General features: G+C 68.6%; 15 protein-coding genes. 11 read left to right on the top strand and 4 right to left on the bottom strand.

Features of this window, described 5'->3' with window-relative positions; translation table 11 throughout:
- The first annotated feature begins 19 nt into the window (after positions 1–19).
- Genes ACIQ6S_RS06135 through ACIQ6S_RS06085 form a run of 11 tightly spaced genes read left to right on the top strand, consistent with a single transcriptional unit; the run spans position 20 to position 11827 of the window.
- Positions 20–1456, top strand: a complete 1437-nt coding sequence (locus ACIQ6S_RS06135; RefSeq protein ID WP_397607585.1) for an aldehyde dehydrogenase family protein — start codon at positions 20–22, stop codon at positions 1454–1456.
- Positions 1441–2097, top strand: a complete 657-nt coding sequence (gene can / locus ACIQ6S_RS06130) for a carbonate dehydratase (protein ID WP_297875049.1) — start codon at positions 1441–1443, stop codon at positions 2095–2097. Before ACIQ6S_RS06135 ends, can begins: the two co-directional genes overlap by 16 nt.
- Complete coding sequence (locus ACIQ6S_RS06125; RefSeq protein ID WP_397607584.1) at positions 2094–2519, top strand: RidA family protein; 426 nt, start codon at positions 2094–2096, stop codon at positions 2517–2519. The genes can and ACIQ6S_RS06125 overlap by 4 nt, the downstream gene beginning before the upstream one ends.
- Positions 2520–2547: 28 nt before the next feature.
- On the top strand, positions 2548–3078 hold the full coding sequence (locus ACIQ6S_RS06120; protein WP_397607583.1) for a 3-hydroxyanthranilate 3,4-dioxygenase: 531 nt from the start codon (positions 2548–2550) through the stop codon (positions 3076–3078).
- Positions 3075–4034 (top strand): sodium-dependent bicarbonate transport family permease, encoded by a 960-nt coding sequence (locus tag ACIQ6S_RS06115; RefSeq protein ID WP_397607582.1) that lies wholly within the window; start codon positions 3075–3077, stop codon positions 4032–4034. Before ACIQ6S_RS06120 ends, ACIQ6S_RS06115 begins: the two co-directional genes overlap by 4 nt.
- Position 4035: 1 nt before the next feature.
- Positions 4036–5046 (top strand): amidohydrolase family protein, encoded by a 1011-nt coding sequence (locus ACIQ6S_RS06110; RefSeq protein WP_397607581.1) that lies wholly within the window; start codon positions 4036–4038, stop codon positions 5044–5046.
- A gap of 8 nt (positions 5047–5054) precedes the next feature.
- Entirely contained in the window at positions 5055–6332 is a 1278-nt protein-coding gene (gene kynU / locus ACIQ6S_RS06105) for a kynureninase (RefSeq protein WP_397607580.1), read from the top strand.
- Positions 6317–7702, top strand: a complete 1386-nt coding sequence (locus ACIQ6S_RS06100) for an FAD-dependent oxidoreductase (RefSeq protein WP_397607642.1) — start codon at positions 6317–6319, stop codon at positions 7700–7702. The genes kynU and ACIQ6S_RS06100 overlap by 16 nt, the downstream gene beginning before the upstream one ends.
- Positions 7699–9150, top strand: coding sequence for an exodeoxyribonuclease I (gene sbcB, locus ACIQ6S_RS06095; RefSeq protein WP_397607579.1), 1452 nt, complete (start codon positions 7699–7701; stop codon positions 9148–9150). Before ACIQ6S_RS06100 ends, sbcB begins: the two co-directional genes overlap by 4 nt.
- A 12-nt stretch (positions 9151–9162) precedes the next feature.
- On the top strand, positions 9163–9708 hold the full coding sequence (locus ACIQ6S_RS06090; RefSeq protein ID WP_397607578.1) for a heme NO-binding domain-containing protein: 546 nt from the start codon (positions 9163–9165) through the stop codon (positions 9706–9708).
- Positions 9689–11827 carry a putative bifunctional diguanylate cyclase/phosphodiesterase gene (locus ACIQ6S_RS06085; protein WP_397607577.1) on the top strand — a complete coding sequence of 713 codons (2139 nt, stop codon included), beginning with the start codon at positions 9689–9691 and terminating at the stop codon, positions 11825–11827. Before ACIQ6S_RS06090 ends, ACIQ6S_RS06085 begins: the two co-directional genes overlap by 20 nt.
- Positions 11828–11867: 40 nt before the next feature.
- Here ACIQ6S_RS06085 and ACIQ6S_RS06080 read toward each other — a convergent pair whose 3' ends face one another.
- The 4 genes from ACIQ6S_RS06080 to ACIQ6S_RS06065 all read right to left on the bottom strand — a co-directional run bounded on the left by ACIQ6S_RS06080 (position 11868) and on the right by ACIQ6S_RS06065 (position 14223).
- Positions 11868–12767, bottom strand: coding sequence for an ion transporter (locus tag ACIQ6S_RS06080; protein WP_397607576.1), 900 nt, complete (start codon positions 12765–12767; stop codon positions 11868–11870).
- A 66-nt stretch (positions 12768–12833) separates the two neighbouring features.
- Positions 12834–13505, bottom strand: a complete 672-nt coding sequence (locus ACIQ6S_RS06075; RefSeq protein ID WP_397607575.1) for an aquaporin — start codon at positions 13503–13505, stop codon at positions 12834–12836.
- Positions 13502–13888, bottom strand: coding sequence for an arsenate reductase ArsC (locus tag ACIQ6S_RS06070; RefSeq protein ID WP_397573093.1), 387 nt, complete (start codon positions 13886–13888; stop codon positions 13502–13504). The genes ACIQ6S_RS06075 and ACIQ6S_RS06070 overlap by 4 nt, the downstream gene beginning before the upstream one ends.
- Positions 13885–14223 carry an ArsR/SmtB family transcription factor gene (locus ACIQ6S_RS06065; RefSeq protein ID WP_397607574.1) on the bottom strand — a complete coding sequence of 113 codons (339 nt, stop codon included), beginning with the start codon at positions 14221–14223 and terminating at the stop codon, positions 13885–13887. The genes ACIQ6S_RS06070 and ACIQ6S_RS06065 overlap by 4 nt, the downstream gene beginning before the upstream one ends.
- Between the last annotated feature and the right edge of the window lie 2 nt (positions 14224–14225).

Raw genomic sequence — 14225 nt, 5'->3', positions numbered from 1 at the left:
TAGCGGCTACGCTTCGCGCATGACCCCGCGTTTCGCCCTGCACATTGATGGCGAGGATCGAGCCTCGGCGCGCGACGCGTGGTTGCCGGTGTTCGATCCCTGCACGGGCGCGGCCTGGGCCGAGGTGGCGGCGGCTGATGCGTCGGATGCCGAGGCTGCCGTTGCTGCGGCGCAGCGCGCCGCTCCGGCGTGGGCCGCGCAGAAGCCTTCCGAGCGTGCCCGATGGCTGGAGCGCATCGCTGATGCGCTGGAGGCTGACGCCGAGACCTTCGTCGCGCTCGAATCGCGCGATACCGGCAAGCCCCTCGCGCTGTGCCGGGAGATCGAAATTCCCCGCGCCGTCGCCAACCTCCGCTTCTTCGCCGCCGCAGCGCGCACCTTCGGCAGCGAGGCGCACCATGGCGAGGCCGGCTTGAACCTCGTGCTGCGCCCGCCGCTCGGCGTCGTCGCGACGATCAGCCCATGGAACCTGCCGCTGTACCTGTTCACGTGGAAGCTGGCGCCGGCCTTGGCCGCCGGCTGCGCGGTGGTCGCCAAACCTTCCGAGGTCACGCCGGCCACGGCCACGGCCTTTGCCCGGCTGGCGACGCGCGTGGGGCTGCCGAAAGGCGTGCTGAACGTGGTGCATGGCGAAGGCGCCGTCGTTGGCGAGGCGCTGGTGCGGCACCCTGCGGTCAAGGCCGTCAGTTTCACCGGGAGCACGGCGGTGGGCAGGCGCATCGGCGCGCTTTGCGGCGAGCAGTTGAAGAAGGTCTCGCTGGAACTCGGCGGCAAGAACGCGACGCTCGCCTTCGAAGACATCGAGCCGCGCGAGGCCGTCGGGCTGGTGGCGCGTGCCGCGTTCCAGAACGCCGGACAGATCTGCCTGTGTGGCTCGCGGCTGTTGGTGCCGCGCTCGAGGCTGGATGAATGGCGGAACGCACTGCGGGCGGAGCTGCCCTCGTGGACGGCCGGGCCGCCTTCCGATGCCGTGGCGCGGATCGGCCCCCTGGCCTCGGCGGTGCAGGCCACGAAAGTGCGCGCCTACCTGGCACTCGCCGCCGAAGAAGGCGGAGCCGTGCTGGCGCAAGGCCGCGTGCTCGACAGCGCCGACCCCGCCGGCTGGTGGCAGGCGCCGGCCGTGGTCGACGGCGTCGGCATCGGCAGCCGCTGCGCGACCGAGGAGATCTTCGGCCCCGTGCTCACCCTGCATGCGTTCGATGATGAGGCCGACGCGCTCGCTATGGCGAACGCCACGCCCTATGGCTTGGCCGCAACGGTGCTCACGAACGACCTCGCCCGCGCGCACCGCGTCGCCGCTTCGCTCGATGTCGGCCTTGTGTGGATCAACACCTGGATGCAGCGCGACCTGCGCGTGCCCTTCGGCGGCAACCGCCAGTCCGGCGTGGGTCGCGAAGGCGGCTGGGAGGCGATGCGATTCTTCACCGAACCGAGGACGGTATGCCTGGCCACCTGATCCAGAGCAATCGCGAGTGGGCGGCCAAGGTCAAGGCCGAAGACCCCGATTTCTTCAAGCGCCTCTCCCGCCAACAGGCGCCGGAGTACCTCTGGATCGGCTGTTCCGATTCCCGCGTGCCGGCCAACCAGATCTGCGGCCTGTTGCCCGGCGAAGTCTTCGTCCATCGCAACATCGCCAACGTCGTCGTGCACACCGACCTGAACTGCCTCTCGGTGATCCAGTTCGCCGTCGACGTGCTGAAGGTGCGCTGCATCCTTGTCGTCGGCCACTACGGCTGCGGTGGCGTGCATGCCGCCCTCAAAGGGCAGCGCGTGGGCCTCGCCGACAACTGGATCCGCCACGTCGGCGACGTGGCCGACAAGCATGCGGGCAGCCTCGCCCAGTGCGAGCTCGAATCGCTGCGCCATGCGCGACTCTGCGAACTGAACGTGATCGAGCAGACCCGCAACGTGTGCCAGACCACGATCGTGCAGGACGCTTGGGCGCGTGGGCAGAACCTCTCCGTCCACGGCTGGGTGTACAGCCTGCACGACGGACGAGTGCGCGAGCTCGCGATGGACGTGCGCAGCGGCGACGCGGTCGAGCCCACGTACGCCGAAGCCATCGCCCGCCTGCAGAAGCGCGAGGTGCTGGCATGAGCGGGGCGGTGCACGCCGCCGCGGCACCGAAGGCCGTCGGCCGCTATCCGCATGCGCGGCGCGTGGGCGACCTGCTGTTCCTCTCCGGCATCGGGCCACGCGATCCGGCGACGAATGGCGTCCCCGGAAACGTGTTGGATGCGGACGGGCGCCTGGTGGCGTACGACATCGTCGCCCAATGCCACTCGGTGTTCGCGAACGTGCGATCCGTGCTTGAGGCCAGCGGGGCGCGCTGGGAGGACCTCGTCGACGTCACCGTCTACCTCACCGACATGGCGCGTGATTTTCCGGCCTACAACGCGGTATGGGCCGAGTATTTCCCGGACGTCGAGACCGCCCCGTGCCGCACCACCCTCGGCATCACCGCACTGCCGACGCCGATCGCCATCGAACTGAAGTGCGTCGCCGTTGCACGCCGCTGATGCCCTCTTCTTCTCCCTGAGTCCCACGATGCTTGGCAACGCCTTCAACCTTCAAGCCTGGATCGACGAGCACCGCCACCTGCTGAAGCCGCCGGTGGGCAACAAGTGCATCGTCGCAGGCGACTACATCGTGATGATCGTCGGCGGGCCGAACGAGCGCGACGACTTCCACATCGAGGAGGGCCCCGAGTGGTTCCAGCAGCTTGAGGGCGAGATGGTGCTGCGCGTGCAGGAGGACGGCCGCGTGCGCGACATCCCGATCCGTGCCGGTGAATGCTTCTACCTGCCGCCGCGCGTGCCGCATTCACCGCAGCGAAAGCCCGGATCGGTCGGCCTGGTGATCGAACGCAAGCGCACGGCCGGTGAGCTGGACGGGCTGCGCTGGTACTGCGCCGCCTGCAACCACGCCGTTTACGAGGAGTTCTTCGTGTTGGACAACATCGAAACGCAGTTCGGCGCGGTCTTCGATCGGTACTACCGTTCGATCGCGCACCGCACCTGCGGCCAATGCGGCAACGTGAACCCGGCCCCGGCGCGCTATGCCGAGGCGACGACGTGATCCTTTCCCCGGAACTCCTCGTCAGCAACCTGCTTTCGCCGGTGGTGCTGGCCTTCGCGCTGGGCCTGATCGCCCGCGCCTTGCGCAGCGATCTCACCATCCCGCCCGCCATCCAGAGCTACCTGTCGATCTTCCTGCTGCTCGCGATCGGCCTGAAAGGCGGCGTCGCACTTCGCAGCACCTCCTTCGGCGACGTGGCGATCCTGCTTGCCGTCACCATCATCGCTGGCATCGTCACCTGCGCGTCGGCCTACGCGATGGCGCGCCTGTGGCTCAAGGACGGCCCGCTGGAGGCCGGCGCCATTGCCGCGCATTTCGGCTCGGTGTCCGCCGTCACCTTCATCGCCGCGCAGCAGTTCGGCGAACGCAGTGGGCAGGCGCCGGAAGGCGTTCTGGTGGCCCTCGTGGTGGCGCTGGAGATCCCGGCCATCCTGCTCGGCCTCACCCTTGCCAAGCGCGACGCCGGGCTGCAGTGGCACCAGGTGCGCGAAGTGCTTGTCGGCAAGACCGCCCTGCTGCTGATCGGCGGCATGGTCATCGGCGCCATCGCCACCAAGCACGGCACCGACGCGGTGAACCTCATGTACGGCCAGCTGTTCCAGGGCACGCTGATGCTGTTCATGCTCGACATGGGCATGGTGGCCGCCGCGCAGCTGCGTGGCATCGGCCGCGGCGCCTTCCGCCTCGTCGTCTACGGCGTGACGCTGCCCTTGCTGCACGGAATCATCGGCACGGCGCTGGGGCATCTGGCGGGCCTGTCGCCGGCCGGCGCCGCCGTGTTCGGCACGATGACCGCCAGCGCGTCCTACATCGCTGCGCCAGCGTCGGTGCGTGCTTCACTGCCGGAAGCCAACGTGGGCCGCTGCATCACCGCGGCGCTCGGCATCACCTTCCCGTTCAACCTTGCGATCGGCATCCCGCTGTATTTCGCCTTCGCCGCCTGGCTCGGGGCCTGACATGCTGAAGATCGACACCCACGCGCACTACCTCCCGGACCGCTGGCCCGATCTCGCGGCCAAGTACGGCGATGCCCGCTTCCCGGTGATCCACCACGGCGATGACGGGCGGTGCCGCATCTACAAGGACGGCAAGTTCTTCCGCGAAATCTGGCCGAAGACCTGGGACCCGGCCATCCGAATCGCCGACTACGCCCGCTTCGACGTGCAGGTGCAGGTGATCAGCACGGTGCCGGTGATGTTCAGCTACTGGGCGAAGGGCCACCAGGCGCTGGAGCTGCATGTCGCGCTGAACGACCACATCGCCGAGGCCTGCCGCGAGCATCCGCGCCACTACGCGGGGCTCGGCGTGGTGCCGTTGCAGTCGCCCAGCCTCGCGGTGCGCGAGCTGGAGCGCTGCATGGATGGCCTCGAACTGCAGGGCGTTCAGATCGGCTCCCACATCAACGAATGGAACCTCGATGCGCCGGAACTCACCGAGTTCTGGCAGGCGGCGGAGGACCTCGGCGCCGCCATCCTCGTGCACCCGTGGGACATGATGGGCGCGGAGTCGATGCCCAAGTACTGGATGCCGTGGCTGGTCGGCATGCCGGCCGAGCAGTCCCGCGCCGCCTGCGCGCTGATCTTCGGCGGCGTGCTTGAACGCCATCCGCGCCTGCGCGTCTGCCTCGCCCATGGCGGCGGCAGCTTCCCGTACACGATCGGACGCATCGAGCATGGCTTCCACATGCGGCCCGACCTCGTCGCCACCGACAACCCGCGCAATCCGCGCGAGTACTTCGGCCGACTGTTCTTCGACTCCTGCGTGCACGACCCGCGCGCGCTGCGCTACCTGATCGACGTCGCCGGTGCCGACACCGTCATGCTGGGCACCGACTACCCCTTCCCGCTCGGCGAGCAGGAGCCCGGCTCGGGCATCGCCGCGCTCGGGCTTTGCGAGGCCGAGCAGGCCCAACTCTTCCACGGCACGGCCCTGCGTTGGCTCGGCCTGCCGGCGTCACGATTCGCTTGAGGATTTCGATGGATCTTTCGCTCGACCACGACGCCTGGGCCCTCGCCCAGGATGCCGCCGACCCGCTGGCGCGCCATCGCGCCGCGTTCCATGTGCCCCAGCACGACGGCCGCGACCTGCACTACTTCGTCGGCAATTCGCTTGGCCTGCAGCCGCGCGCCGCGGCCACGGCCATCGCCGAGGAGCTGGCGAGCTGGGCGACGAATGCGGTGGAAGGGCACTTCCGCGGCGAGCGTCCGTGGATGCACTACCACGCCACGCTCCGCGAGCCGATGGCGCGCGTTGTCGGAGCGCTGCCCTCGGAAGTGGTGGTGATGAACACCCTCACCGTCAACCTGCACCTGCTGATGGCGAGCTTCTACCGCCCGACGCGCGAACGGCCGGCCATCCTCATCGAAGCCGGCGCGTTTCCGTCGGACCGCCACGCTGTCGAGTCGCAGATCCGCTTCCACGGCTTCGATCCCGCCACCGACCTGATCGAGCTCGAGGGCGACGAGCCCAACGGCCTCATCAGCATGGCGGCCATCGAGCGCGTGCTGGCCGAGCACGGCTCCCGCATCGCGCTGGTGCTGTGGCCGGGCGTGCAATACCGCACCGGCCAGGCTTTCGACCTCGCGGCGATCACCGCGCTGGCCAAGGCGCAGGGCTGCGCCGTGGGATTCGACCTCGCCCATGCCGCCGGCAACCTGCCGCTCGCCCTGCATGACAGCGGTGCCGACTTCGCCGCCTGGTGCACTTACAAGTACCTCAACAGCGGGCCGGGTGCGGTCGCCGGTGCCTTCGTCCACGAGCGCCACGGCCGCCGCAGCGACCTGCCGCGACTCGCGGGCTGGTGGGGGCATCGCGCCGACACGCGCTTCCTGATGGCGCCGCAGTTCGAGCCCGCGGAGGGCGCCGAAGGCTGGCAGATGAGCAATCCACCGATCCTCGCGATGGCACCGATCCGGGCCTCGCTCGAACTGTTCGACGCCGCGACAATGCCGGCCCTACGCGCGAAGTCACTGGCGCTGACGGGCTACCTCGAAGCGCTGGTCAACGCGCATCTCGCTGGGCGCATCGAGATCCTCACGCCTGCCGATCCCGCGCGCCGCGGCTGCCAGCTGTCGCTGCGCGTGGTCGGCGGCCGCGCCATGGGGCGTGCGCTGTTCGAGCACCTGGCCGCGAACGGCGTGCTCGGCGACTGGCGCGAGCCGGACGTCATCCGTATCAGCCCGGCGCCGCTCTACAACCGCTTCACCGACGTCCTCGCCTTCGTCCGCGCCGTGCGCGACTGGAGCCCCTCATGAGCCGCGCCTACACGATCGTTGGCGGCGGACTGGCCGGTGCGCTGCTCGCCGCCCTGCTCGCCCGTCGCGGCCACCGGGTCGATGTGTTCGAGCGCCGTCCGGACGCGCGGCTGCGGGGCTACGAGGGTGGGCGCTCGATCAACCTGGCGCTCGCGGCGCGTGGCCTTGCCGTGCTGCGCGAAGCCGGCCTCGGTGACGCCGTACTGGCGCAGGCGGTGGCGATGCGCGGTCGCATGGTCCATCCGCGCGAAGGGCAGATCAACTTCCAGCCGTATGGCCGTGTCGATCGTGAATGCATCTGGTCGGTGCATCGGGGCAATCTCAACCTCTTGCTGCTCGACGCGGCCGAACGTGCCGGAGCACGCCTGCATTTCCTCCAGCGCCTGAACTACGTCGACTTCGCCGCACGTCGCGCCGAACTGGTCAACGACCACGACCGCAGCGTGCAGTGGATCGATTTCGATGCGCTGATCGGCGCCGACGGCGCGGGGAGCGCGTTGCGCGCGGCCATGCAGCGCCATGTCGATCTGCACGAGCACTTCGAGCCGCTCGGGCACGGCTACAAGGAACTGGAGATCCCGCCGCTCGAAGATGGCGGCTTCCGCATCGCCCGCGACGCGCTGCACATCTGGCCGCGCGGTGGCTACATGCTGATCGCGCTGCCGAACACCGAGGGCACCTTCACCGCCACGCTCTTCCTCGCCCACCGCGACGGCACGCCGAACTTCGAGCAGCTGCCCGACGCGGCCGCGGCGCGCGAATTCTTCGAACGCGAGTTCCCCGATGCGCTGGCGCTGATGCCGGGCCTGGCCGCCGACTGGGCCGACAACCCCACCAGTGGCCTCGCCACGCTGCGCCTGAAGCGCTGGCATCTCGACGGGCGCGCCGTGCTCATCGGCGATGCGGCCCACGCCATGGTGCCCTTCCACGGCCAAGGGATGAACTGTGCGTTCGAGGACGTGGCATCGCTGGACCGCCTGATGGCCGAGCACGACGACAGCGCCGACGGGTTCGCCGCCTTCGAGGCCGACCGCCGGCCGAACGCGGAAGCGATCCAGACCATGGCGCTGGAGAACTACGTCGAGATGCGCGATTCCGTGGACAACCCGGACTGGCGGCGCCAGCGGGCGCTGGAACTGCAACTCGCCGAGCGCCATCCCGGCCGCTTCGTCCCGCGCTACTCGATGGTCAGCTTCACCCGCACGCCCTATGCCGTTGCGCTGGACCGCGGCCGCTGGCAGCGCGAACTGCTGGTGGAGGCAAACCGCGGCATCGATGACCTCTCCGCGATCGACCTTGCGGCGCTCGATGCGCGCATCGTCGATGGCCTCGAGCCCCTGCCGGAGGACTGGCTGGAGCTGGCGCGTTGAGCTTCCTCTGGTACGACCTCGAAACCTTTGGCCGCGATCCGCGCCGCTCGCGCATCGCGCAGTTCGCCGCGATCCGCACCGACGACGATCTTCGCGAGGTCGACGCGCCCGTTTCATTGTTCTGCCAACCAGCTGGCGACGTGCTGCCCTCCCCGGTCGCCACGGCGATCACCGGCATCGCGCCGCAGCGGGCCATGGCTGAGGGCCTTCTCGAAGCCGAGTTCTTCGCCCGTGTCCACGAGCTGATGGCCGAACCGGGCACCTGCGCCGTGGGCTACAACAGCCTTCGATTCGACGACGAATTCATCCGTTTCGGGCTGTATCGCAACTTCTACGATGCCTACGAGCGCGAGTGGCGAAACGGCAACAGCCGATGGGACCTGCTGGACGTGCTGCGTCTCGCCCGCGCGCTGCGGCCCGACGGCCTCGAATGGCCGCTTCGCGAGGATGGGCACGCGAGCTTCAAGCTCGAGGAACTCGCCAACGCCAATGGCGTCCGCGAAGGCCTGGCCCACGAAGCGCTCAGCGACGTCCGCGCGCTGATCGCGCTGGCGCGGAAGCTCAAGGACGCCCAACCCCGCTTCTGGGATTACGTGCTGAAGCTGCGCGACAAGAAGACCGTGCGCGGCCTGTGCGACCTCGTCGCGCACACGCCGATGCTGCACGTCTCGGGGCGTTTCCCGCCCGGGCAGCGGCACGCCGCGCTGGTGGCGCCGCTCGCCGTGCATCCGGTGATCGGCACGCGCGTGATCGCCTACGACCTCGGGGTCGATCCCGCCGGGTTCGCGCTGCTGGACGACGCGACGCTGAAGGCCCGCCTATTCACGCCGCGCGCCCAACTGCCCGAGGGCGTCCAGCGCCTGCCCCTGAAGGAGATCCACACCAACCGCTGCCCGGCAGTGCTGCCCTTGGCCCACGTGCGGCCGGCGGAGCTCGAGCGCCTGCAGCTCGATGCCTCGGTGGCACAGGAGCGCGCAGGATGGCTGGCCGCCCACCCCCAATTCATCGCACGCTGCGTGTCGCTGTTTTCGGAATCGCGCGATTTCGGTGAGACCGATGCCGACGGTGATCTCTACGGCGGTTTCATCGGCGACGCGGATCGCCGGCTGTTTCCGCGGATCCGCACCGCCGCACCGGCCAGCCTGCCGGCCTTCGAGGCCCAACTGCAGGATCCCCGGCTCAAGGCCCTGCTCTTCCGCTACCAGGCACGGAACTGGCCGGAGACCCTGGACGTGGAGCAGCGGCGCGCGTGGGACGCGTGGCGCCGTGACCGGTTTCACGCTTCGGCGCCGGCCGAGGGCACGCTTGCGAGCTACCTCACGGAACGCGAAGCTGCGCAGGCGATGCTCGCTGGCACCGGTGACAATGCCGCCCTTCGTGCGGCCGATCAGTGGGTCCGCGAGAGACTGGCCGAAGTGGGGATCGACATTCCCGACACCCTTGCCTGAGGAGGCGCGTCGATGCTTGGGATCGTGTTCACCGAATTCATGGAAATGGTGGAAGAGCGCTTCTCGCCCGAGGTGCTCGATCGGATCATCGAACAAGCGGCGCCGGCCAACCAGGGCGCCTACACCGCCGTGGGTTACTACCCGCACGAGGAGATCGTTGCCCTCGTGGTCGCGTTGTCCGAGCAGACCGGCCTTCCCGCCGGGGCGCTGGTGCAGGCCTTCGGCGAGCATCTCTTCGGCCGCTTCACCCAAGGCTACGCGTCCCTGATCGATGGACGGCGCGGCACCATTGATTTGCTCTGCCAGTTGGATGGCGATATCCACGTCGCCGTGCGAAAGCTCTATCCGGAAGCGCGCTTGCCGCGCTTCCACGTGATGTCCCGCGAAGGCGACACGCTCCATCTGGCGTACGAGTCGCCGCGTGGCATGGAAGCACTGGCCCAGGGACTCATCGTCGGCGCCATCCGGCATTTCGGCGAGTCGCTGCAGGTGGATTGGGAACACGGAACGTACGAAGGCCGCCCGGTTTCGGTGTTCCATGTCCGTCCCCTTCCCTGAGGACGCCAGCAAGGCGGATGAATTGCTCGAGCGCCGTCTGGCGCGGGAGCGCGCTGCGCGCAAGGAGGCCGAACGGCTTCTCGAGGGCAAGAGCCTGGCCTTGTTCGAGGCGCTGCAGGCGTCTGAGCGTTCGCAGCGGCGGCTCGAGCTCGCGCTGTGGGCAAGCGGTGAATCGATCTGGGAGTGGGACGCCGAGACCGATCTCGTGCGCAGTGCCCGCTACGTCGCCCTCGATGCGCCGCCCCAGGAGGCCTCGGCCCTCCTGATCGACGTACTGGATGCGATCCATCCGGCCGATGTTGAATCGGTCGTGCTGGCATGGCGGCTCCACCTTGCCGGCAGTTCGGCCGAGTACGACATGCAGTACCGGCTGCGCGACGGCCAGTCATGGCGCCGCAGCCGCGGCCGGGTCATCGAACGCGATGCGTCCGGCATCGCCCGCCGCATGGTCGGCACCACCAAGGACATCACCCGCCAGCGCGAACAGGACGAGTCCCTTCGTGTCCTTGGCCACGCGTTCGCCAACTCGCGCGACGCGCTGGTCCTGTGCGACGGATCCTGGCGTTTGCTCGAATCCAACGCGGCGTTCCACGCCCTTTCGGGATTCACCCATGATTCGGCGCGGCGCGTCGCGATCGCCCATGCTATTCCGGCGCTCGTCGAGGCCTTCGCCCGCGAGGGCGCGGGCGCGACCCACTTGTGGGTGCCGGATTGCCGGTTGCAGCTGCCGGGCGCCAGCATTCCGGTCGACGTCTCCGCGACCATGCTCCCGGGATCCGGCCAGCGATCCGCGCAGTGGATCGTGTCGATCAAGGACCTTCGCGAGGCGAAGCGCCTGGAGATCGAGCTGGCGACGGCATCACGCATCGACGCGCTGACCGGCCTCATCAACCGGGCGGCGGCCATGGAAGCCCTTCTGGCGCGGATCGCCGAGGCTGGCGACCGACCGGTGCCGACGCTCTGGCTCAACCTCGATGAATTCAAGGTCGTGAACGACGGGCTCGGCGCCCGCGAGGCGGACGGCGTGCTGACGCAATGTTCCGAACGCGCGCTGGGCGTCATGCCGGCCGGTTGGCTGCTGGCGCGCTGGGGCGGCGACGAACTGCTGGCCATTGGCCCGCCCGGTCAGGATGCCCAGCAAGGATTCTCCGTGGGACGGGCCCTGCTCGCCGCGCTGGCCGAGCCCTTGGCGGTGGCGGGCACGTCCCTGTCACTCACCGCCAGCGCCGGCCTCGCGGTGTATCCCGAGGACGGTGAGTCGGCGGAGGTGCTCGTGCTCAACGCCGGAACCGCGCTGCGCTACGCCAAGCGCCGCGGACGGGCGCGCTTGGAGGCCTACGAGCCCAGCCTCGATGAGCATGGCCTGCAGCGCCTCACGATGGTCAGCCTGCTGCGTCGCGCCTGCGATCGCGAAGATTTCCGCTTCGTGGCCCAGCCCCGCGTCGATGCCGAACGTCGGATCGTCGGGTACGAAGTGCTGGTGCGTTGGCACTCCCCGGAACTGGGCTGGGTCAGCCCGGTGCAGTTCATCCCCCTGGCGGAAGACAACGGTCTCATCGATCGCATCGGTCGGTCGGCCATCCGCGCCGCGGTCACGCTGGCGGCGCAACTGCGTCGATCCGGGCGGCCCGCCTTGGTCAGCGTCAACCTGGCGGCGAAGCAACTGCAGGACCCGATGCTCGGCGAGATCCTGCTCTCCGAGCTGGCGGCCGGAGGCGCCAGCCCTGAAGACATCGAACTCGAAGTGACTGAGAGCGGCCTGGTGCAGGACATCGAAAGTGCCCACCGGCTACTCACCCAGCTGCGCAGCGAAGGATTCACCCTGGCGCTCGATGATTTCGGCACGGGGTACTCGTCCCTGAGCTACCTCCAGACCCTGCCCTTCCACAAAGTGAAGCTCGACCGCAGTTTCGTGAAGGATGTCGTCGAGGACGCGCGCGCAGCCCGGCTCATCGCTGGGGTTGTCGACCTGTGCTCGGCCCTCGACATGCAGGTGGTGGCCGAAGGGGTCGAAACCGAGGGCCAGTTCGCGCGGCTGGTGGAACTGGGGGCGCCGGAGTTCCAGGGCTTCCTCTTCCATCGCCCTCTCGACTTCAACGCGATCGCCCGGCTGCCCTGAACCCGCGATTCCCACGTGGCCCCGATGCAGGGCTTCGGGCTCAGCGCTCTTCCGCCTTCGCCCGCTCGGTGAGCCGTTCCATCCGCTCCAAGGTGGCGGCCATCGACTGGCGCAGTTCGAAAAGCTCGTGCTCAAGGCTGGGATGGTGCTCGTCGCCGCCACGGTTCGCCTCGTCCATGCGCTCGTTCTCGATTTGCGCTTCCTGCATCGAGTTCATCACCACGCCGATGACGAGGTTGAGGATCACCATGGTGCCCAGCACGATGAACGATACGAAGAACAACGAAGCGAGCACGGGCTGTGCGTTCGAGGCGGTGCAGAGCGCCTCCATGCCGTCGTAACCGAAGCGCTCGCAGCCGTACATCTGGGTGTACAGCGTCGTCGACCAGTTCTCGCCGGTCACCACGATGAAGAGAGTGAGGACGGCCAAAGGCAGCGATCCGAAGTGCACCGGGTCGTTGTCGCCGAACAGGAACACCGCGGCCACGCCATAAACGTAGAAGTGCATGGCGAGGAACAGCCCCACGTATCCCATGCTGGGCAGGGACTTCAGCAGGGTTCCGACCAGGATCTGCAGTCGCGGCAAGGCGTGCACGAGGCGCAGCACGCGCAGGAGGCGAAGCAGCCGCAGGACGGTGGCCGATTGCGATCCGAGCGGCAGCAGGCAGGCCACGACGATGGCGAAGTCGAACACGTTCCACGGGTCGCGGAAGTAGTGCCATGGCTTCGGCGAGAGGGCGACCATCTTGAGCACGATCTCCGCGCAGAAGATCGCCAACACGATGCGGTCGAGCGCATGCAGGAGGTCGCCGTGTGCGGCCACCATCGCCTTGTCGGTTTCCACGCCGACAAGAACCGCCGCGAACAGGATGACCCCGGTGATGACGCGCTGGAACAGCGCCGACTGGACGAGGCGTTGGGCAAAGGCCTGGAGAGGCATCGGCTGGGTGTGTCGCGGAAACGTGGGGGCTCTAGTTTCGCTTCCGCACCCCATCCTGCCAAGCACTCAAGTGGGCCGCGGTTCCTTGACGCCGAGCGCGCGCGCGATCGCCACAGCGGCGATCACGCCCGCGCCCTGCGCGAGCACGAATCCGAGGACATCCTGCAGGCGGATGCCGGCGAAAGTCTGGGTGAAGCCGCGTGCCACGGTGACCGCGGGATTGGCGAAGGACGTGCTCGACGTGAACCAGTACGCAGCGAAGATGTAGGCCGCCACGAGTGCCGGCAGCGCCGCGGCGCGATGCTTCGCCCCAATGAGGACGGTGAGCAGCAGGCCGAAGGTGGCCACGCCTTCGCTCAACCATTGCGATGCGCCGGTGCGCACGCGCGTTCCCGGCTGCAACAGGTCGAGATCGAACATCGCGTGGGCGAGCACTACGCCGGCGAGCGCACCAAGCAGCTGGACGGACACATAGGCCGCGGCCTGTCGTGCGCCGATCTCGCCGCGCATCGCCATCACCAGGGTCACCGCAGGGTTGAAGTGCGCCCCCGAGATCGGCCCGAGGATCGTGATCAACACGTACAGCATCCCCGCCGTCGCTCCGGCATTCGCCAGCAACGCCACGGCGTCGTTGCCGTCGGCGAGCGCCACGCCCATCACCCCGGAGCCGACGACCGTCGCGAGCAGCAGCGCCGTTCCGAGGCCCTCGGCCAGTAGCCGTTGATCGAGCAGGTTCACAGCGAATCCAGCAGCGCTTTCACCCGCGCCGAGATCTCGTCGCGGACCACGCGGTACTCCGGGTCGTCCATGTGTTTCGGATCGGGCAAGCCCCAGTCCTCGCGGCGCTTGGCGGGGATCCACGGGCAGTTGTCGCCGCAGCCCATGGTGATCACCGCATCGAACTCGCCGTCGATCTCGTCGAGTGATTTCGAATCGTGGCTGGCGAGGTCGTAGCCCAGCTCGGCCATGAAGCGGATGGCTTTCGGGTTGATGACGCCCGAAGGCTTCGAGCCGGCGCTCAGGGCCTCCACGGCGTCACCGCCATGGATGTGGGCGAACGCCTCGGCCATCTGGCTGCGATTGGCGTTTTCGACGCAGACGAACAGCACGCGCTTCTTCATGGGGACGATCTCGGGGCAGGTGGGCAGATCACACCGGGACCACACGAGGTGGCACCGGCGCAGCAGTTCTCGGTGAGGTAGGCGACCAGGTCGTTCATCCGCGCGAAGTTGGCGCGAACCACGATGCTCCGCCCCTCGCGGCGGTCGATCACGAGCTTCGCGGCCCGCAGTACGTTGAGGTGCGCCGTCAGCGTGGCGGGTGGCACGCGCAATGCCTCGCGCAGTTCGCCGACCGCCAAGCCGTCGGCACCGGCCACGACAAGCGCGCGGAAGGCAGCCAGCCTCGTGGCATGGGCCAATGCGTCCAGGGTTTCGAGGGCGGCGGGGGCTTTCATTG

The organism is Silanimonas sp. (assembly GCF_044377035.1).
Lineage (GTDB): Bacteria > Pseudomonadota > Gammaproteobacteria > Xanthomonadales > Xanthomonadaceae > Silanimonas.
The sequence above is the reverse complement of the archived record's forward strand: the minus strand, read 5'-3'. Positions and strand labels throughout refer to the sequence as shown.

What these genes read in the sequence shown, in the direction of transcription:
- ACIQ6S_RS06135 (WP_397607585.1), top strand. Translation starts at nt 20, where the DNA reads ATGACCCCGCGTTTCGCCCTGCACATTGATGGCGAGGATCGAGCCTCG.
- can (WP_297875049.1), top strand. Translation starts at nt 1,441, where the DNA reads ATGCCTGGCCACCTGATCCAGAGCAATCGCGAGTGGGCGGCCAAGGTC.
- ACIQ6S_RS06125 (WP_397607584.1), top strand. Translation starts at nt 2,094, where the DNA reads ATGAGCGGGGCGGTGCACGCCGCCGCGGCACCGAAGGCCGTCGGCCGC.
- ACIQ6S_RS06120 (WP_397607583.1), top strand. Translation starts at nt 2,548, where the DNA reads ATGCTTGGCAACGCCTTCAACCTTCAAGCCTGGATCGACGAGCACCGC.
- ACIQ6S_RS06110 (WP_397607581.1), top strand. Translation starts at nt 4,036, where the DNA reads ATGCTGAAGATCGACACCCACGCGCACTACCTCCCGGACCGCTGGCCC.
- kynU (WP_397607580.1), top strand. Translation starts at nt 5,055, where the DNA reads ATGGATCTTTCGCTCGACCACGACGCCTGGGCCCTCGCCCAGGATGCC.
- ACIQ6S_RS06090 (WP_397607578.1), top strand. Translation starts at nt 9,163, where the DNA reads ATGCTTGGGATCGTGTTCACCGAATTCATGGAAATGGTGGAAGAGCGC.
- ACIQ6S_RS06085 (WP_397607577.1), top strand. Translation starts at nt 9,689, where the DNA reads ATGTCCGTCCCCTTCCCTGAGGACGCCAGCAAGGCGGATGAATTGCTC.
- ACIQ6S_RS06080 (WP_397607576.1), bottom strand. Translation starts at nt 12,767, where the DNA reads ATGCCTCTCCAGGCCTTTGCCCAACGCCTCGTCCAGTCGGCGCTGTTC.
- ACIQ6S_RS06070 (WP_397573093.1), bottom strand. Translation starts at nt 13,888, where the DNA reads ATGAAGAAGCGCGTGCTGTTCGTCTGCGTCGAAAACGCCAATCGCAGC.
- ACIQ6S_RS06065 (WP_397607574.1), bottom strand. Translation starts at nt 14,223, where the DNA reads ATGAAAGCCCCCGCCGCCCTCGAAACCCTGGACGCATTGGCCCATGCC.